Raw genomic sequence first — 17,825 nt, forward strand, 5'->3', positions numbered from 1 at the left:
TTTCGGAGCGTTAGCCCCTATGCGTCTGACTGTTGCTATGATCTCTCTCGCGGCTCTGGCCGCCTGTGAAACTCCGGTCCCCGACAGCGGGGCCGGTGTGGGATTTGGCTCTTACGCCGAATATCAAGCGCAGCGCGAAGCCGAGTTGATCTCCATTGGCGAAGGTTCCGGCGTGGCGACGGGTCTTGATACGCAGACCATCACGCAAGAGGCCGCTGCCGCGATTGACGCGGCGGAGAGTTCCTCTGTGACCTCCTCGACGAGCAAGCCTGCGGTGGTGACCAACGCGGCGGGAATTTCGGCGGAGAATGATTTTTCCGCCGTATCGTCCGAGCGATCCATCGAAGAAGATGCCGCACTCGTGGAGGCCAACAAGCAAGCCTATGTGACGATCCAGCCGACCGCTGTGCCAGAGCGTCCTGCGGGCGATGCTGGCACGATTGTGGAGTTTGCGCTTTCGACCACGAACAATGTCGGTGAGGCGCTCTATTCGCGGCTCATCCCCGGTGCGGCGGCGCGGGCTGCGCGCAACTGTGCGAAATATCCCTCCGCCGATCTGGCGCAGGAAGATTTCCTGAAAAATGGCGGGCCGGAACGCAATGCCAAGGGGCTGGACCCCGATGGCGACGGTTTTGCCTGTAGCTGGGATCCTGCGCCTTTCCGTCTGGCCGCCCAAGCGCGCCGGTAATTCACAAATGACCTTGCAGATCACAGACCACCTCTCCCCGAATTTCGGAGAGCGGCGTGACGGGGCGCGTCCCGAGCTTGTGGTGATTCATTACACCGCGATGCAAACTGCTCAGGCCGCGCTCACCCGTCTTTGTGCGCCGGAGTTCGAAGTGTCGGCGCATTATCTGATTTGCGAAAAGGGTGGAATTTACCGCCTTGTGGACGAGGAGCATCGCGCGTGGCATGCGGGTGCGGGGGCATGGGGGCAGATCACGGATGTGAACTCCCATTCCATCGGAATCGAGCTTGCCAATGATGGCCAAAGTCCTTTTGCCGCGGATCAGATGGACGCCTTAGAGCATCTGCTTGACGACATTCTCCGGCGTCGGAACATTCCGCCCGAAGGGGTCATCGGACATTCCGACATGGCGCCGGGGCGGAAGATTGATCCGGGCCCGCGTTTTGACTGGGCGCGGCTCGAATTGCGCGGGCTTGGGCGGGTGCGGCGCTTTCCCGTTGACCGTCAGGCTCCGAGCGCCTAAGTCGCATTTGACGCGGATGGCTGGATAATCGCCGCTCCGAGCAATCGGAGGGGAGGAAAGTCCGGACTCCCTTGAGCAACGGTGCCGGGTAACGCCCGGCGGGGGTAACCCCAGGGATAGCGCCACAGAGAACAGACTGCCCTCTCATACGGGGGTGATGGTGAAACGGTGGGGTAAGAGCCCACCGCGCGACTGGCAACAGGAGCGGCACGGCAAGCCCCACCGGGAGCAATGCCAAATAGGGGTTCTACGCGAGGACTGTGTGCGCAAGCATACCGCTCGCAAGGTCGCTCAAGCCTGAGAACCCGGGTTGGCAGCTTGAGCCGTCTGGTAACAGGCGGCCTAGAGGAATGGTTATCCAAGGCGGGTTTCCCGCCGGGACAGAATCCGGCTTACAGGCCATCCGCGTCATAGTCCTTTCAATTTTGTCAGATCAAACGCGCCCCAGTGCCTTGACGGATCATCTCACGGATATGTGCCGCCAAACGGTGGTGCGGCTTTTGCCCTGTTGGCAGGTGGCGGTTTTCGACGCAGTATAGGGCAAATGGTTTTGAAAAAGGGAGATCCGTGATGAGTTTCGTGAAAACATTGACGACTTTGGCGATTGGCTTTGCTGCGGCCAAAGGTGTCGAGAAGGTCAAGAAAATGGGCGGCGTTGACGGGATGCGCGAGGCGCTGCGCCAGTCCGGTGCGCCCGGCAGCATGGCTGACCAGATGGGGCAGATGGCGGAGAAATTCGGCTTTCCCGGTGGTGCAGATGCCGTGCGCGACATGATGGGCAAGATGGGCGCTCAGGCCGCCGATATGTCGGAGGCGACGGAAGCGGGGCTTGGCTCACTGTTTTCCGCCATGTCCGGCGCTGCGGCGACGGGGGCCAGCTCCATGACGGATATGTTCGCCTCGGTGACCGCAGGTACGCCTGTTGGCGAGGTTGCGGAAGAAAATGCCAAGTTGATGATCCGTTCGATGATTATGGCGGCGAAAGCGGATGGCGAGATCGACGCGGAAGAGCGCACGAAAATCCTCGATCAACTGAAGGATGCCTCCGAGGAAGAAATGGCTTTTGTGCAGGCGGAACTGGACGCGCCGGTTGATCCGATGGCCTTGGCAAAGGATACCGGCACCACAGCGGCAGCTCAGGTCTATGCGGCGGCATTGATGGCGATTGCCGTGGATACGGAGGCGGAGAAAGTTTTTCTCAAAGGTCTGGCGCAATCCCTGATGCTGGACCCTGCGAAACAGGCGGAGATTCATCAGTCGATGGGCAAGCCTGTTTTGTGAGCACAGTGCCATAGCGACAAGGAGAGGGCGGCTCACGGGCCGCCCTTTACTTTTTCTGGACCTTTTTGCGGGGCCTTTATGCGGGCTGCGCTGTGCGGCTTTCCTGACGCAAGAGATAGAACGATGCGCCGAGGATCATTAGCGATCCGATCCACATGGAACCGGGGGGCACAAAGCCAAAGGCCAGCACGCCGAAGCCCACGTTCAGCGGCAGCTTGAGGTGATCGAAGGGCTGCAAATAGGCTGCGTCCGCGATGGCATAGGCCTTGGCGATGGCATATTGCGCCAATGCGGTCAAAAGCCCCGCCGCGATCAGGATCAGCGCCGTCACCCCGCCACCAGGCGCAACACCGCCTTCGAGTGCGAGGCCGAAGTTCACAGGGATGAGCAGGAGCAACAGATAGACCGTGAGGCTCTCGGGGCTCTCTGTGCGCGTCATGCGTTTCGTCAGGAGCGAGGTGAGCGCCCAGAAGGCGGCCGCGCCGACAGGGTAGAGCACATAGAGCGAGAAACTCTCCGACCACGGCGCAAGGATGATCATGCCGCCGGCAAAGCCCGTGGTGACGGCCAGCCAGCGTTCAAGCGTTGCCGCCTCGTCAAGAAACAGGTTGGCGCCGAGGGTGACGAAGAAGGGCGAGAGCATGATAAGCGCGATGGCCTGCCAGATCGGCACATGGGCCAACCCTGCAACCCAAAGCTGCACGCCGATCACAGCGGCTGCCACGCGGATGAGGTGGAGCATCAGGCTATTGGTTTTCATGGCGCGCAGCCCTTCGCGGATTACCCAAGGCAGGGAAAACAGCAAGGCAATGAAATACTGCCAGAACGCCATGCGCGCCGAGGGCACGGCCAGCATCATCGTGGCATATTGGGTCATAAGGTTGATCAACGCGAACAAGGTGCCAGCGATCACCATCAACAACGCGCCGGAGCGCGCGGGGCCCATGGTCGCAATCAGACCGGTCAGGCGGGTGGGAAGAGTCATGTATCAAGTCCTTTCATCTCTTGCACATAACTCAAGGCATGAGGGACTGAGGCGCGGGCCATTGGCCTTGGCGCTTGATCCTTCTCTCTTTCATCCGGACTGTGACCGTCGGCTCCGGAGTCGCACCGGATCTGCTGACCCTACATCCCTTGCAAAAGAGGCACAGGCGCTCGCGGGCTTGCAACAGGCATCTGGCCTGTCGCTTACCGCCGGTGGGGAATTTCACCCCGCCCTGAGAGGTTACACGGCCCAAGTGGCCGCCCGACCAATCTAGGCGGCGGCGCATCCTCGTGCAAGCGGGCAGGGGCGCGGAGCCATTGTGCGCAGAGGAAAGATCATTCTCTTGGCGGATTTTTCCGCTTACCCCATTGACTCGGGCGGTGGAGGGCTTAAAAGGCGGGCTTCAAGGATTCCACGGGCTGGCTTACGATTTCTGCGGCCCCCGTTGCACGCGATTATTGGAGTAATGAAAAATGGCGAAGCCGACGACGATCAAAATCCGTCTCAACTCGACCGCGGACACGGGGCACTTCTATGTGACCAAAAAGAATGCCCGCACCATGACCGAAAAGATGGTCGTAAAGAAATACGACCCGGTTGCGCGTAAGCACGTCGAGTATAAAGAAGGCAAAATCAAGTAAGCCCTTCGGACATACCAGATTTGAGAGCCGCGCAACCCGAGAGGGAAGCGCGGTTTTTCTTTGCCAGCTTCTCCTCTCCGGCCAGCGGATCACGATTTCCCGAACCCGCCAACACAAAGGAGAGACAAGATGTTGGAATGTTATGATCATGATTTCAGGGAGCCGGAGCGGCCTGACAGCTCCTGCCCGTTACCCTCCAGCCTGAGTGAAGCTCTGGCGATGAGCGCGCAGGAGATTCGCAAGAGCGTGCCGTTCACCGTACGCGCCGCGATGCCGGCGGATACGGCGGAGATCGACACGCTTTTCCGTGCCTCCTACGGCCAGCTCCTCAAACAGGACTATCCGGCGGAGATTTTAGATGCGGCCCTGCCTGCGCTCTTGCAGACTGCCCCGCGTTTGCTGAACTGCGGCACGTTTTTCGTGGCGGAGACCGGCGGCGGCGAGATTCTCGGGGCAGGGGGCTGGACACAGGCCTCGCCCTTTGGTGGCGTGGGACCGCGCGAGATCGGCCATATGCGGCGCGTTGCCGTGCATCCCGATTATGTGCGGCGCGGCATTGGCTCGGCCTTGATCGACCATATCCTCGACAATGCGCGGCTGACGGGTGTGAAGCGGATGTGTAGCCTGTCTACGCTCACTGCACAGGCCTTCTACGCAGCACACGGGTTCACGGCATCAGGCGATGTCGATCTGGCGCTGAGGCCCGGTGTGTATCTGCCTGCGGTGCAGATGGCGCTGGACCTGTAAAGGCTCAGAGGAGCGCAAGAACGGCACCGGTCGAGATCAGGCCGATGCCGACCCAGATTAGTCCGCTCATGCTTTTGCTTGCATTATTCGACGGTCCATCAGCGATCGCTTCGCTTGTTACGCGGATCGTGAAGGTTGGCTCCGGATCACTCGAAATTGTCAGCAGTCAGTGACGCTTGTGCCCAAAAGAAAAGGGCCGGTAAAACCGGCCCTTCATATACTGGATCAATGCATGCCTTAGTCGCGATTGCCAAGGAATTGCAGCAGGAACATGAAGAGGTTGATGAAATCGAGGTAGAGGTTCAATGCCCCCATGATCGCCGATTTCGCCAGCCATTCACCGTCCATCGCATGGGCGTGGCTGATGTAGTCGGTTTTGATCTTTTGCGTGTCATAGGCGGTGAGACCGGCAAAGATCAGCACGCCGATGGCAGAGATCGCGAACTCAAGACCGGAGGACTTGAGGAAGATGTTGACGATCGACGCCAGAACCAGACCGATCACACCCATGATGAGGAAAGAGCCCCAGCCGGAGATGTCTTTCTTCGTGGTGTAGCCCCACAGGGACAGGCCTGCGAATGCCGCAGAGGTCACGAGGAAGGTCTGTGCAACGGATGCGCCGGTGAACACGAGAAAGATGGAGCTGAGCGACAGGCCCATCATTGCGGCATAGGCGTAGAAATAGGTCTGGGTGGCCGCAGCGGAGAGGCGCGACACGATGGCACCGAAGCCGAAGACCATCGCCAGCGGCGCGAACATGATCACCCACTTGAGCGGGGAGACATAAAGCGCATAGCCAAAGCTTGTCAGATATTCATTGGCGCTGATCTGGTATTCGGTCGGTGTCGGGCTCACAGCCAGATTGGACAGCGCCCAAGCGGCCAGAGCCGTCACCAGCAGACCCACGGACATAGTGCCGTAGACCTTGTTCATATGGGCGCGAAGGCCGGCGTCGATCTCAGCCGAGCGTGCGCCGACACCAGCATTGATCGTTCTGTAGTCAGCCATTGAATCTTGTCTCCTGTGCGTAAAACTCACTCACCCCCACGAAATGCGGGGTCTCGCTTCCGATATTGGCAGAGGAGCCCCGAATTTCAAGGCGTCAGCCCCCAGAAAACACTCTGTTTTCATCAAAGAGAGGCGATCTTTTGCGGGAGCGGGGCCGTGATTTGCTCATAGGCGAGTCAGATTGCACAGATTGGCAGCAAACGGGCAGTCAAAAAGTAACCGCGACACCTTTGGGCATCGCGGTTCGGGGATCACATGTTTTGAGCGGAAACAAAGAGCGTTTCGAGACCGCCGGTCTCAGCACATCCAGTTGCGCGGGGCGTCCCACATCGGGCGCGCGGCTTCCGAGAGCGCTTCTTTGCGGGTCAGTCCGAGGTCCGCGAGGCGGGCTTCATCAAGGCGGGCAAGGGCGCGGCGCTGGCGGGAGACGGCCATAGCCATCCGCAGGCGTGCCACGAGGGAACGAGAAGGCTGTGCGCCGGTGGTCCGGGGCAAGCCGTGAAGCGGTGCAAAAATCGAGGAGGACATCGGCGTTCCTTTCTATATCGTTGTGTGAGTCGCTTTAGTAATCATTTTTCTTGATCCTTATTGCGCGAGATGGGTAATAAGTGAAATGAATGATTGTTCGTAAATACATCAAGGATGGTGATGTGGCTAGAAATCTCGATCTGACGGCCCTACGCTCTTTCGTCACTGTCGCTGATACAGGCGGTGTGACCCGTGCCGCAGGCGCTCTGAACCTGACACAGTCCGCTGTGTCGATGCAGTTGAAGCGTCTGGAAGAGAGCCTCGACGCCAAGCTACTCGACCGGAGCGCCCGAAAGATCGCGCTCACCGCCGCAGGGGAACAGCTTTTGTCCTATGCGCGGCGGATGCTGGAGTTGAATGACGAGGTCTACAACCGCCTGACCGCCACGGAATACGAGGGCGAGATCGTGCTCGGCGTGCCGCATGACATTGTCTACCCGTCGATTCCTCTGGTGCTGCAACATTTCCACGCCGACTATCCACGTATGCGGGTGAACCTTGTGTCCTCCTTCACAACGCAGCTCAAAGAGCAATTCGCGCGCGGTGAGTGTGACATGATCCTGACCACCGAGGATGATCTGGACCCGGCGGGGGAGACGCTGATCGAACTGCCGCTGGTCTGGATCGGTGCGCCCAACGGGGTGGCGTGGCGTCAGCGTCCGCTGCGGCTGGCTTTCGAGCATCGCTGCATCTTCCGCAAAGGTGTGCAGCAGGCGCTTGATCGGGTCGGTATCCCATGGGAGGTCTCCGTTGAAAGTGACCAGACCCGCACCATCGAGGCGTCGGTCTCCGCCGATCTGGCCGTGCATGTGATGCTGGAAGACACGGCGCCGCCCTATTCGGAGCCGATCCAGCACGGTGGCGCCCTTCCGGAACTTGCGAGCAAGAGGATCAATCTCTATTGCTCCGATATGGTGAAGGGCGAAGCCGCCGAGCGCCTGCGCGACCTTCTGCGCCAATCCTACCGCAGCCACAAAGGCTCCCGCATGGCGGCCCAGTAGGGCTGTGAAATGGTTGCGAAGACCTGATTTCAGACCGGAGTGCTGTCAACGTCCGGCGGAGAGCCACACGCAGCCTCTGTCGAACGGGAGCATCCGGTGCTGAATATCTGTTTACTTTCCGTGCAAACTTGCCGATCATTCCGGTGATGGTTCTCTGCCGCCCCGCGCGTCAGAGATGAAATGGGAACACGGTCCGGCTTTTCCGAAAGCTTATTCCGTGGCTGCCCCCGCAACTGTAGGTGGTTGCCGTTTTCGAGATACCACTGGCCTCTGGCTGGGAAGGTGAAAACGGGTAAATGCCACGAGCCAGGATACCTGCCATCATCACCGGTGAAAGCCACTATAGCTAACGGCGCACGGCGGGTGCGCAAAGGAGTGCAAATATGCATATTGAACACGGCGTCGTGGATGGCGCAAAAATCGTCCTGAGCTACGCAACAGCGGTCGGGGGCTTTGGCCTCGCGGGCAAAATGGCCCTTGATACGGTGCGCAACGACGGCGGCGTGGCGGCTCTGGCCTTGCGCAGCGCGTTTGCCACGGCGCTTGTCTTTTGTTTCTTCGAAGTTCTACCGCATTATCCGGTCGGCGTCTCCGAGGTTCATTTCATTCTCGGCTCGACGCTTTATCTTCTGTTCGGCGGCGGGGCTGCGTCTATCGGGCTGGCCTTGGGGCTTCTTGTGCAGGGGCTGTTTTTCGCGCCCTTCGATCTGCCGCAATACGGTATGAATGTTACAACGCTTCTGGTTCCGCTCTGGGGCATTGGTCAGTTGGCGAAGCGGGTTATTCCGGCGAAAACCGCCTATGTCGATCTGAAGTATACGCAGGCGCTTGCGCTTTCGACCGCCTATCAGGGCGGTGTTGTGGCGTGGGTCGCGTTTTGGGCGTTCTACGGGCAAGGCTTCGGGGCCGAGAACCTGAACTCCGTGTTCACTTTCGGGGCGGCCTATATGTTGGTGGTTCTGCTTGAGCCGATTGCGGACCTGTTGGTTCTGGGTGCGGCCAAGGCGCTCAAGTCCTCTTCTGGCACGCCGTTGCTCTATAACCGGCTGTTTGAAGCGACTGTTTAACCGGATGGCCCGGCTCGGATCCGAGCCGGGCTTTTCATCGCATCTTTCATGTTGGCCGATGCGTGCCTTGCGCAGGCCAGTCAGGGTTCCAGTATCACCTTCCCTGTGGCCTTGCGCGTCCGCAAGAGATCCAGCCCCTCTTCGAACTGCTCTAGCGGCAGGCGATGCGAGATGTGCGGTTTGATTTTTCCCTCGGCAGCCCAGTCAAACAGTGTCGCCAGAGAGGCGCGCAGCGGGGCAGGGTTGAACTTGAGGTAGGCCCCCCAATAAAATCCGATCGCGGTGATGTTCTTCACCAGCATGTGGTTGGGTTTCAGGTTTGGCAGGTTGCCTCCCGCAAAGCCGATCAGAAAGATGCGCCCGTCGGGGTTGGTGGCGCGAAAGCAGGCTTCGAACAGTGGCTCGCCTACGGCATCATAGACCACATCCGCCCCGCCGAGGGCCTTGATCCGCTCGCGGATGTCGGAGGCACTGGCGTCGATCAGGTGGTCTGCGCCAGCTTTTTGGGCATTAGCGAGTTTCTCGTCGCCGCGCGCAATCGCGATGACTTCTGCCCCCATGAGCTTGCCGATTTCTACCGCCGTGAGCCCGACGCCGCCCGCAGCGCCCGTCACCACAAGCCGTTCGCCCGCTTGCAGCCGCGCCTTATAGGCGAGTGCCAGATGTGATGTACCGTAAGCGATTTGCAGCGCGGCGGCCTCGGCATATCCCAATCCGTCCGGAATCGGGATGCAGCGGCTGGCGGGGAAGTTTCCGCCACTGGCCAGCCCGCCTTGGCCTGCAAAAACCGCAACCCTCTGGCCTATGCTTAGTCCGGTGACATTTGGCCCCAATGCGGTGATCTTGCCAGCCAGTTCCAGCCCTAATGTAAAGGGAGGTTCTGGCGTGTCCTGATATTTTCCCGTGCACATGAGCGTGTCCGCGAAATTGAGCGCGCCCGCGTGGATGGCGACAGAAACCTCCCCATCCTCAGGTGCGCTCAAGGAGAGGTCTTCCAGCACGGCGGGGCGGTCAAAGGCATGAACGCGACAAGCGCGAATTTTTCGGGCGAGTGCGTGTGGCGCGTTCGGAGAGAATGTGTGTGTCATGCCGGAAATTGTGGCGACTTGCCTTCATTCTGTCCATGTGGAATCGTGCTGTCCCGAAGATGAGGTGCGCAGAATCGACGATCATTTGCTGTGCGTCAGAGCGAATGCTCGGGCTGTGGAGGGGCTGGTGGATCCTTGAGGTTGTGTTCAGATTTTTGCAAAATGCAATAAATGATCAAAAAACGCGCTTATGGTTGGCGCTAACTGCCGAGGGGGATGAAGTTTTTGGGCATAATTTTGCCCAAATTTTAATGAATTGTTGATTGAATACATGGATTTATAAAATGTGTCTCAATCCCTGCCAAAAAAGACAGGTTGAGGGATAATGCGTAAATAGGAACTGTGCTATGCACGCATAGGTTATTGTGCAGTAAGATTACGAAGGAGCGGCCATTATTATGAAGCATCCAGTGGATGTCCACGTCGGTAAGCGTATCCGTCACCGGCGGTGGATGGTTGGCATGACGCAGCAGCAACTTGCAGAAAAAGTCGGGATAAAATTCCAGCAAATCCAGAAATACGAAACCGGCATGAACCGGGTTTCCGCGTCCCGTCTTTGGGACATCGCTGAGTCGCTCTCTGTGCCCGTTGCATTCTTCTTTGAAGGGATGGAGCCGCCGGTCGCTGATCATATGGTCGCGCAATCCGAAGGTGTGAATGTGCCCGCAGATATTCTGGCGGATAAAGAGGCTCTGGAGCTTGTGCGGTCCTATTATGCGATCCCCGAGAACCAGCGCCGCCGTTTGTTTGAACTGGCCCGCGTCTTGTCCGACGCGGCCTGATGTCTTGTGTCACCGGTAAGGTGGCGAGATTGTGCAAGAATAGACATAAGATTTGTGTGACCCCTGTGCCCATGGCGCAGGGGTTTCTTTATGGGCACTAGGTCAATCGCTCGTCGCAGAACATGCCGCAGAAGTGGGGCGCTGCGGGAAAATACAGCGGGGACTGGGGGCGATCCTTGACCTCGTCGGGGGAAGGGGCTACCGCGAAAGAGAAGCCTTTGTGCGTTTCGCGAAACATATGCCTCGCAGGTTTTCGCGCGATGCCATGCAACCTATTGACGTCGTGAGTTTTTCGCAATCAATCCGTGTCTCAAGGTCCTCGCGAACCTCCCGCGAACTTCCCAGGCCCGAGACGCTCAACTGGAGCCCGCCCATGAATCCCGCTATGAATTCAGAAACTGCAAACGGCCTCTCCGATCAGGACCGTGCCTCGATCATCGCCACGGCTGAAGCCGCAGCAAAGGCCGCGCGGGAGATCACCCTGCGCTATTTTCGCGGCCTTGCGCTCGACACGGAATCCAAACGGGATGCGGATTTCGATCCGGTGACGGTCGCGGATCGCGGCTCTGAACAGGCGATGCGGCAGGTGATTTCGGAAATGCGCCCGCAGGATGCGATCCAAGGCGAGGAATTTCCCCCGAAACCCGGCACTTCTGGTCTGACATGGGTTCTGGACCCGATTGACGGCACGCGCGGGTTTATCTCCGGCACGCCGACATGGGGGGTGCTGATTGCCCTGCGAGACGAGACTTCGGCGCTCTACGGGATCATTGATCAGCCCTATATCGGGGAGCGTTTCACCGGTGGTCTGGGCACAGCGCAACTGAGCGGGCCACATGGCGAAAGGGCGCTTGCGGTGCGTAGCGGCGTGTCGCTTGAAGATGCGGTGATCTTTTCGACCTTCCCTGAGGTTGGTTCCGAGCTCGAGGGCAAGGCGTTTCACGATCTTGCCGCACGGTGCAAGCTCACCCGCTACGGCATGGATTGCTACGCCTATGCGCTTTTGGCGGCAGGGCAGATTGATCTGGTGGTTGAAGCGGGTTTGCAGGGCTATGACGTTCTCGCCCCCATCGCCGTGATCGAAGCGGCTGGCGGGATCGTTACGGATTGGCAGGGTGGTCCGGTGCTTGACGGAGGTCGTGTGCTCGCGGCGGCCAGCAAAGAGTTGCATCAGGCGGCATTGGCGATACTCTCGCAGTATTGAACCTGCCGGGGTGTTCCGGTCGGATGAGCCTGAGGACGCCCCCATGCACCGTTGTTTCCTGATCCGCAATGCCGATGTGATCCTGACGATGGATGACGACCGTAAGGAAATCAAAGGCGGCGACATACTGGTCCGTGACGGGGTGATCACAGCGGTCGGGCAGGGGTTGTATGATGACGATGCTCAGATCGTTGATGCGCAAGGCTGTCTTGTGACGCCGGGTCTCGTCAATACGCATCATCACCTCTACCAGACACTCACCCGCGCCGTGCCAGGTGCGCAGGATGCGCTGTTGTTCGGTTGGCTCAAGACACTGTATCCGATCTGGGCCGGATTCGGGCCGGAGCATATGCGGATATCGGCGTTGGTGGGCTTGGCTGAACTGGCCCTGTCGGGCTGTTCGACCACTTCGGATCATCTCTATCTCTACCCGAATGGTGCGCGGCTCGACGACACGGTCGAGGCAGCGCAGGCCATCGGGATGCGGCTTCACGCGACGCGCGGCTCCATGTCCATCGGAGAAAGCGCGGGAGGCTTGCCGCCCGACAATCTCGTGGAGCGCGAGGAGGATATTCTTAACGATTGCCTCCGTGTGATTGACACCTTCCACGATCCGAATCCCGGCGCGATGATCCGCGTGGGCGTTGCGCCTTGTTCGCCGTTTTCCGTCTCCCGCGAGTTGATGCGCGACTCTGCGATCCTTGCCCGCGACAAGGGCGTGATGATGCACACTCATCTGGCGGAGAATGACGAGGACATTGCCTATAGTCTCGAAAAATTCGGGATGCGGCCCGGTCAGTATGCTGAAGAACTGGGTTGGACCGGTCCTGATGTCTGGCATGCGCATTGCGTGAAGCTCGACGTGGATGAGGTGGCGTTGTTCGCCAGAACCGGCACGGGGGTGGCCCATTGCCCCTGTTCCAATTGCCGTCTGGGTTCAGGCATCGCGCCAGTGCGGGGAATGCGCGATGCCGGCGTCCATGTGGGGCTCGGTGTGGATGGCTCTGCCTCCAATGACACAGGAAATCTGGTCGTTGAGGCGCGCACGGCGATGCTGTTGCAGCGTGTCTCCTTGGGGGCCGATAAAATGAGCCCGCGCGAAATGTTGGAAATCGCGACGCGCGGCGGCGCTGAGGTGCTGGGGCGCGATGACATCGGTCGTCTGGAAGTAGGGAAACGCGCGGATATTGCGCTTTGGGATATGTCGGATATCGAGGCCGCCGGGAGCTGGGATCCGGCGGCGCTTTTGCTGGCCGGCCCGACGCGCGTTAGGGATTTGTTCATTGAAGGACGGCATGTGGTGGCCGACAGTCGTGTGACAACCATTGATATGGGAATGACGATCGTGACGCAGACACGCCTTGCCAAAGCGTTGATTGAGGAGGTTTGAGCACATGGAAAATGTTGGAGGCAGAATGCGGATGCGAAATTTTTGGAGTGTCGCCGTACTTATGACCCTTGGGGCATGTGCACCGGAAACCGGCGTCGGGTTTGGCGAGTTGAGCCCCGTGACTACGGCTGCGCCGACGGCTCAGTCCGCGATGGAAGAAAAGGCGCAGATCATCGCGCTGATCAATGCCGAACGGGCACGGCAGGGCCTTATGGCGTTGAGCTACAATGGCAAACTTGCGACTGCGGCACAGCGCCATGCGGATGATATGGCGGCGAAAGGGTATTTCTCGCACACAAGCAAGTCGGGTGCGACGGTCGGGGATCGCGTGCGGGCAGCAGGGTATCAATATTGCTCTGTCGCCGAAAATCTCGCCGTAGGTCATTCGGGAACGCCGCGGGTGGTGCAAAGGTGGATGACCTCTTCGGGGCATCGCAAAAATATCCTCTCTACAAAGGTCAGCGACATCGGTGTTGGCATTGCGGCTGGCGGCTTTCGTGCAGCTGTCTTTGCCAGCCCTTGCCGGTAAGACGCTGATGGGCGGCCCTCAAGATGCGGCGCGCTCTCCCATCACATAAGAGGCGATCACCGCCCGATCGTCGCCCATCATGATGGTCGGAAAAATCTCTTCCCAGATCGTCTCCGCCGTGATCGCGCGCTGGGCGATGGCGGGGGTCGAGGCCAGATCAATTACGGCGAAGTCCGCCTCCATTCCCGCTGCAATGCTGCCGATCCTGTCTTCCATCCGCAAGGCCTCTGCCGAGCCACGTGTGGCCAGCCACAAAAGCTGTGCCGGATGCAGTGCTGTGTGACGCAACTGGCCGATCTCGTAGGCGGCGGCCATCGTGCGCAGCATCGAGAAACTCGACCCGCCGCCGGTGTCCGTGGCCAGTCCTACGCGCAGCGCATCGGCTTTGCGTGCCCCCATGTCGAACAACCCCGATCCGATGAATGTGTTGGAGGTCGGGCAATGGATGAGCGAACAGTCATTGGCCTGTAGATGCGCGATCTCGCGCGGCTCCAGATGGATCGCATGGCCGAACAACGCCCCTTCACGCACAAGGCCGAAATGTTCGTAAGTGTCGAGATAGTCCCGCGCGTCAGGGTAGAGCCCCTTGACCCATTCGATCTCGTCGGTCTGCTCGGAGAGATGCGTTTGCATGAGACAGGTTGGATACTCGCTCCAAAGCTGTCCCAAAGCGTCGAGCTGTTCCGGTGTGGAGGTTGGCGAAAAGCGCGGCGTGATCGCATAGGTGGCGCGCCCCGTGCCATGCCAGCGCTCGATCAGGGCCTTGCTCTCGTCATAGGCGGCTTTGGCCGTGTCGCGCAAAAAGTCTGGTGTGGTCTCGGGGCGGTCCATACAGGTCTTGCCTGCAACAATGCGCATGTTCCGCTGTGCGGCAGCCTCGAACAGAGCCTCCACCGATCCGGGGTGGATGGTGCAAAAGGAAGTGACCGTGGTGGTGCCATTGGCCAGCAAAAGATCGAGATAGCGCCCCGCAATCTCGTCGGCATAGGCGCGGTCCGCGAATTTGGCCTCTTCTGGGAAGGTATAGGTGTTGAGCCAATCGATCAGCCGCTTGCCCCAACTCGCGATCATCGCGGTCTGGGGATAATGGGCATGTGCGTCGATAAAGCCGGGCAGAATCAGCGCAGAGCCGTGATCAATGAGCGTCGCCTCGGGATGTTTGGCGCGCAGCGTGTCACGCGGGCCGACAGAGACGACCTTGCCGTCGCGCACAAGAATCGCGGCCTGCGGGAGGACTTGCACGGCTTCCTCGGCGGGAATGTCGAAAGGATCCCCCTGATAGGTTACGACCTGTCCTGCAATCAGCTTGTCCATTTGAATCCTTTTGGTAAACGCTTGGGCGCAATGTCAGTTTAGGCGCGGTTTCGGGGGAGGTAAATCAATCTTGCCCCTGTTTCTCGCGGAGAAGCTGACATATGGTTTCGGGAAACACGAACGGGCAAAATATGGTCGAAGAAGATACGCATATCGAGGACGGTGCCGATCACGATGACGGCTATGCGTTGAGTGCAAAAGCGCTCAGCGCCATTCTTTATGCGGTCGATACCGGCGATCGGGCCAAGCTCATCGAGCTGATGGAACCGCTGCATGCGGCCGACATCGCCGATTTGCTCGAACAGGTGAATGCCTTTGACCGGCGGCGGCTGATTCTTCTGTATGGCGAAGAGTTCGACGGCGAGATTCTCTCGGAGCTGGATGAAGGCATCCGAGAAGAAGTCATCCATGTGATCCGGCCTGATGTTCTGGCCGAAGCCGTGCGCGACATGGAATCCGACGATGTGGTCGATCTGGTCGAGGACCTCGAAGACGATGCGCAGGAGGCGATTCTTGCCTCTCTGGAAGATGCGGATCGTGTCGCGGTCGAAAAGTCGCTGTCCTATCCGGAGTTCTCCGCCGGTCGTTTGATGCAGCGCGAAGTGGTGATGGGGCCGGAACACTGGACGGTGGGACAGGCGATTGACTACATGCGCAAATCCGAAACCTTGCCGGATGATTTCTACCACATGGTGCTGATCGACCCGAAAATGCGGGCTGTGGGCCATGTGACCTTGGGCAAAATCCTCGGTGCGCCGCGCAAGCAACCGCTTGTCGAACTTCTGGAACCGGGGTTTCGCACCTTTCGCGTGGACGAGAGCGAGGCGGATGTCGCCTATGCGTTCAACCAGTATCACATGATCTCCGCGCCTGTGGTGGATGAAAACGACCGTGTCGTCGGGGTGATCACCATTGATGACGCGATGAACGTGTTGGACGAGGAACACGAAGAGGACATCATGCGCCTTGCCGGTGTGGGCGAAGGCTCTCTGGCCGACCGTGTGTCGGATACGGTCCGGCAGCGGTTCCCGTGGCTGGCGGTGAACCTTGTGACTGCCATTCTCGCCTCTCTGGTGATCGCACAATTCGAAGACACGATTGCGCAATTTGTGGCTCTGGCCGTGTTGATGCCCATCGTGGCCTCGATGGGCGGCAATGCAGGCACTCAGGCGCTGACCGTGGCCGTGCGCGCCATTGCCACACGCGATTTGACGGGGGCGAACGTCTGGCGGGTGATCCGGCGGGAGATTTTGGTGGGGCTGGCCAACGGGCTGGTCTTTGCCGTGATCATGGGCGCTGTTGGCGTGCTCTGGTTCAGTTCCCCGGCGCTGGGCGTGGTGATCGGGGCCTCTATGGTGATCAATCTGGTGATCGCGGGACTAGCGGGCATCGGCATCCCTGTGGTGCTGGACCGGCTGGGCGTCGATCCGGCTCTGGCCTCCGGCGCCTTTGTCACGACCGTGACTGATGTTGTCGGCTTTTTTGCCTTTCTGGCCCTTGCGGGCGTGGTGCTCCTGTGAGCGGGGCGGTCCTGTCCAAAACGGCGCTGCGGGCACAGGCCAAGGTCGCACGCGAAGAAGCCCATGCGCAAAGTCTGGCGCAAGGCGGGATGGCAGCCCGTCAGGCGGTGCAACTTTTGCTGGGGTTCTTGCAGCCCCATGTGGGGCAGGTGATCGCGGGCTATATGCCTTTGGGCAGCGAGCTTGATCCCCGTCCGGCCATGACAGAGTTGAGCATGCACGGTCCGGTTGCGGTGCCGGTGGTCGAGGCCAAGGCACAGCCGCTGCGGTTTGATCTATGGACCCCCGAGGCGGAGATGATACCCGGCGCTTTCGGGGCCGCCATTCCGAAAATCTCCGAACCTGTCGTGCCAGAGGTGGTGATCGTGCCCATGCTGGCTTTCAACCGTGCGGGGCACAGGCTGGGCTATGGCGGCGGGTTTTATGACCGCACATTGGCCAAGCTGCGCGCTGGCGGGCCGGTGTTTGCCGTGGGACTGGCCTATGCGGGGCAGGAGGCGCATGAACTGCCGGTAGAGCCGACCGACGCGCCGCTGGATGCCATTGTCACCGAACGCGAAGTGCTGACCTTCTGAACAGAGCATCACGTTTTGCGGCTCCGGCCATCGGATCAGGTGGCTGACGTCCGGATTTTCGAGTATTTTGGGCACAAAGGAAACAGGCCGGCTTGCGCGCGGGCTTGGGTGGCCCTATGGCTATGCCCCATGAAAATTCTGTTTCTCGGGGATATTGTCGGTAGCGCCGGGCGCAAGGCCGTCATGGAGCGCATACCGAAGTTGCGCAAGGACTGGGGCCTCGATTTTGTCGTGGTCAATGGCGAAAATGCGACCAATGGCATGGGGCTTTCGGCCGATCATGCCAAGGCGCTGCTGGAGGCGGAGGTGGATTGTCTGACGCTGGGGGATCATTCCTTTGACCAGCGGGACATGATGCAGTTCTGTGAGCGCGACATCCGGATCATTCGCCCGATCAACTTTGCCAAGACCGCACCGGGCCGTGGTGTGCGGATTTTCGAAGACGCACGCGGACGGCGTATCCTTGTGGCGCAGGTTCTGGGGCAGGTGTTTATGAAACGCGCCTTTGATGACCCGTTCTCGGCGCTGGATCAGGTCTTTATGACCCATAAGCTCGGCGGGGCCATTCAGGCGGCCTTGATCGACGTGCATTGCGAGGCCACCTCGGAGAAAATGGCGATGGGGCATTTCTGTGATGGCAAGGCCTCTGTCGTCGTCGGCACTCATACCCACGTCTGCACGGGAGATGCGCAAATCCTGCCGGGAGGCACAGCCTATCTCACGGATGCGGGGATGTGCGGCGATTACAATTCGGTCATTGGCATGAACAAGACCGAACCCTTGCGCCGCTTTGTGACGGGGATGGTCAGTGGCCGGTTTGAACCCGCGAAAGGCGAGGTGACACTTTCGGGGGTTTATGTCGAGACCGATGACAAGACAGGTCTGGCGACGCGGGTGAAACAGATCCGTGTGGGCGGGCGACTTGAGCAAAGCACGCCCTGACAGCCTCCTTTG

The 17,825-nt window shown here is 59.6% G+C and carries 18 protein-coding genes, 1 other RNA gene, 1 pseudogene and 2 riboswitches; of the genes and pseudogenes, 15 read left to right on the top strand and 5 right to left on the bottom strand.

Annotated elements, in window-relative coordinates; genetic code table 11:
- Positions 1 to 19: 19 nt before the first annotated feature.
- The 4 genes and pseudogenes from KO492_RS06915 (at position 20) to KO492_RS06930 (ending at position 2,492) form a co-directional block, all read left to right on the top strand.
- On the top strand, positions 20 to 688 hold the full coding sequence (locus KO492_RS06915) for a hypothetical protein (protein ID WP_216044269.1): 669 nt from the start codon (positions 20 to 22) through the stop codon (positions 686 to 688).
- A 7-nt stretch (positions 689 to 695) separates the two neighbouring features.
- Positions 696 to 1,169: pseudogene (locus tag KO492_RS06920) on the top strand (N-acetylmuramoyl-L-alanine amidase); the annotation flags it as partial.
- Between the two features lie 54 nt (positions 1,170 to 1,223).
- An RNA gene (gene rnpB, locus KO492_RS06925) (RNase P RNA component class A) lies at positions 1,224 to 1,622 on the top strand.
- Between the two features lie 159 nt (positions 1,623 to 1,781).
- Complete coding sequence (locus tag KO492_RS06930; RefSeq protein ID WP_216044271.1) at positions 1,782 to 2,492, top strand: DUF533 domain-containing protein; 711 nt, start codon at positions 1,782 to 1,784, stop codon at positions 2,490 to 2,492.
- 76 nt (positions 2,493 to 2,568) lie between these two features.
- Here KO492_RS06930 and KO492_RS06935 read toward each other — a convergent pair whose 3' ends face one another.
- Positions 2,569 to 3,477 carry a DMT family transporter gene (locus tag KO492_RS06935; RefSeq protein ID WP_216044272.1) on the bottom strand — a complete coding sequence of 303 codons (909 nt, stop codon included), beginning with the start codon at positions 3,475 to 3,477 and terminating at the stop codon, positions 2,569 to 2,571.
- A 78-nt stretch (positions 3,478 to 3,555) separates the two neighbouring features.
- Positions 3,556 to 3,721, bottom strand: a riboswitch (FMN riboswitch).
- A gap of 229 nt (positions 3,722 to 3,950) precedes the next feature.
- Here KO492_RS06935 and rpmG point away from each other — a divergent pair.
- Together rpmG and KO492_RS06945 are read left to right on the top strand one after the other, a co-directional pair.
- Positions 3,951 to 4,118: a 50S ribosomal protein L33 gene (gene rpmG, locus KO492_RS06940; RefSeq protein WP_009572866.1), complete on the top strand. Its 168-nt coding sequence runs from the start codon at positions 3,951 to 3,953 to the stop codon at positions 4,116 to 4,118.
- Positions 4,119 to 4,247: 129 nt separating this feature from the next.
- Complete coding sequence (locus KO492_RS06945) at positions 4,248 to 4,865, top strand: GNAT family N-acetyltransferase (protein WP_216044273.1); 618 nt, start codon at positions 4,248 to 4,250, stop codon at positions 4,863 to 4,865.
- A 237-nt stretch (positions 4,866 to 5,102) separates the two neighbouring features.
- Here KO492_RS06945 and KO492_RS06950 read toward each other — a convergent pair whose 3' ends face one another.
- Both KO492_RS06950 and KO492_RS06955 read right to left on the bottom strand, forming a co-directional pair.
- A complete protein-coding gene (locus KO492_RS06950; RefSeq protein ID WP_066604904.1) occupies positions 5,103 to 5,873 on the bottom strand; it encodes a Bax inhibitor-1/YccA family protein in 771 nt (256 codons plus the stop codon).
- A gap of 297 nt (positions 5,874 to 6,170) precedes the next feature.
- Complete coding sequence (locus KO492_RS06955) at positions 6,171 to 6,401, bottom strand: DUF1127 domain-containing protein (protein WP_216044274.1); 231 nt, start codon at positions 6,399 to 6,401, stop codon at positions 6,171 to 6,173.
- Positions 6,402 to 6,523: 122 nt separating this feature from the next.
- Here KO492_RS06955 and KO492_RS06960 point away from each other — a divergent pair, with 122 nt between their 5' ends.
- Both KO492_RS06960 and KO492_RS06965 read left to right on the top strand, forming a co-directional pair.
- Positions 6,524 to 7,402 carry a LysR family transcriptional regulator gene (locus KO492_RS06960; protein WP_216044350.1) on the top strand — a complete coding sequence of 293 codons (879 nt, stop codon included), beginning with the start codon at positions 6,524 to 6,526 and terminating at the stop codon, positions 7,400 to 7,402.
- A 130-nt stretch (positions 7,403 to 7,532) separates the two neighbouring features.
- A riboswitch (cobalamin riboswitch) is annotated at positions 7,533 to 7,739 on the top strand.
- Positions 7,740 to 7,785: 46 nt separating this feature from the next.
- On the top strand, positions 7,786 to 8,469 hold the full coding sequence (locus tag KO492_RS06965) for an energy-coupling factor ABC transporter permease (protein WP_216044275.1): 684 nt from the start codon (positions 7,786 to 7,788) through the stop codon (positions 8,467 to 8,469).
- Positions 8,470 to 8,549: 80 nt separating this feature from the next.
- Here KO492_RS06965 and KO492_RS06970 read toward each other — a convergent pair whose 3' ends face one another.
- Positions 8,550 to 9,509, bottom strand: coding sequence for an NADPH:quinone oxidoreductase family protein (locus KO492_RS06970; protein WP_436835697.1), 960 nt, complete (start codon positions 9,507 to 9,509; stop codon positions 8,550 to 8,552).
- A gap of 446 nt (positions 9,510 to 9,955) precedes the next feature.
- Here KO492_RS06970 and KO492_RS06975 point away from each other — a divergent pair, with 446 nt between their 5' ends.
- The 4 genes from KO492_RS06975 (at position 9,956) to KO492_RS06990 (ending at position 13,462) form a co-directional block, all read left to right on the top strand.
- Positions 9,956 to 10,339: a helix-turn-helix domain-containing protein gene (locus tag KO492_RS06975; protein ID WP_216044277.1), complete on the top strand. Its 384-nt coding sequence runs from the start codon at positions 9,956 to 9,958 to the stop codon at positions 10,337 to 10,339.
- Positions 10,340 to 10,724: 385 nt separating this feature from the next.
- Entirely contained in the window at positions 10,725 to 11,543 is an 819-nt protein-coding gene (locus KO492_RS06980) for an inositol monophosphatase family protein (protein WP_216044278.1), read from the top strand.
- Positions 11,544 to 11,586: 43 nt separating this feature from the next.
- Positions 11,587 to 12,933 (top strand): 8-oxoguanine deaminase, encoded by a 1,347-nt coding sequence (locus KO492_RS06985; protein WP_216044279.1) that lies wholly within the window; start codon positions 11,587 to 11,589, stop codon positions 12,931 to 12,933.
- A gap of 31 nt (positions 12,934 to 12,964) precedes the next feature.
- A complete protein-coding gene (locus KO492_RS06990) occupies positions 12,965 to 13,462 on the top strand; it encodes a CAP domain-containing protein (RefSeq protein ID WP_216044280.1) in 498 nt (165 codons plus the stop codon).
- 18 nt (positions 13,463 to 13,480) lie between these two features.
- On the opposite strand, the gene guaD is transcribed toward KO492_RS06990, so the two are convergent.
- The gene (gene guaD / locus KO492_RS06995; protein ID WP_216044281.1) at positions 13,481 to 14,776 is read right to left on the bottom strand and encodes a guanine deaminase; all 1,296 of its coding nucleotides are present in this window, start codon (positions 14,774 to 14,776) and stop codon (positions 13,481 to 13,483) included.
- A 131-nt stretch (positions 14,777 to 14,907) separates the two neighbouring features.
- Between guaD and mgtE the strand changes: the two genes are divergently transcribed.
- The 3 genes from mgtE (at position 14,908) to KO492_RS07010 (ending at position 17,813) form a co-directional block, all read left to right on the top strand.
- The gene (gene mgtE, locus KO492_RS07000; RefSeq protein ID WP_216044282.1) at positions 14,908 to 16,296 is read left to right on the top strand and encodes a magnesium transporter; all 1,389 of its coding nucleotides are present in this window, start codon (positions 14,908 to 14,910) and stop codon (positions 16,294 to 16,296) included.
- On the top strand, positions 16,293 to 16,871 hold the full coding sequence (locus tag KO492_RS07005; protein ID WP_303578276.1) for a 5-formyltetrahydrofolate cyclo-ligase: 579 nt from the start codon (positions 16,293 to 16,295) through the stop codon (positions 16,869 to 16,871). Before mgtE ends, KO492_RS07005 begins: the two co-directional genes overlap by 4 nt.
- A gap of 129 nt (positions 16,872 to 17,000) precedes the next feature.
- The gene (locus KO492_RS07010) at positions 17,001 to 17,813 is read left to right on the top strand and encodes a TIGR00282 family metallophosphoesterase (protein ID WP_216044283.1); all 813 of its coding nucleotides are present in this window, start codon (positions 17,001 to 17,003) and stop codon (positions 17,811 to 17,813) included.
- The last annotated feature ends 12 nt before the right edge of the window (positions 17,814 to 17,825 follow it).

Origin of the sequence: Celeribacter halophilus, from assembly GCF_018860305.1 — a bacterium.
Classification (GTDB): Bacteria; Pseudomonadota; Alphaproteobacteria; order Rhodobacterales; family Rhodobacteraceae; genus Celeribacter; species Celeribacter halophilus_A.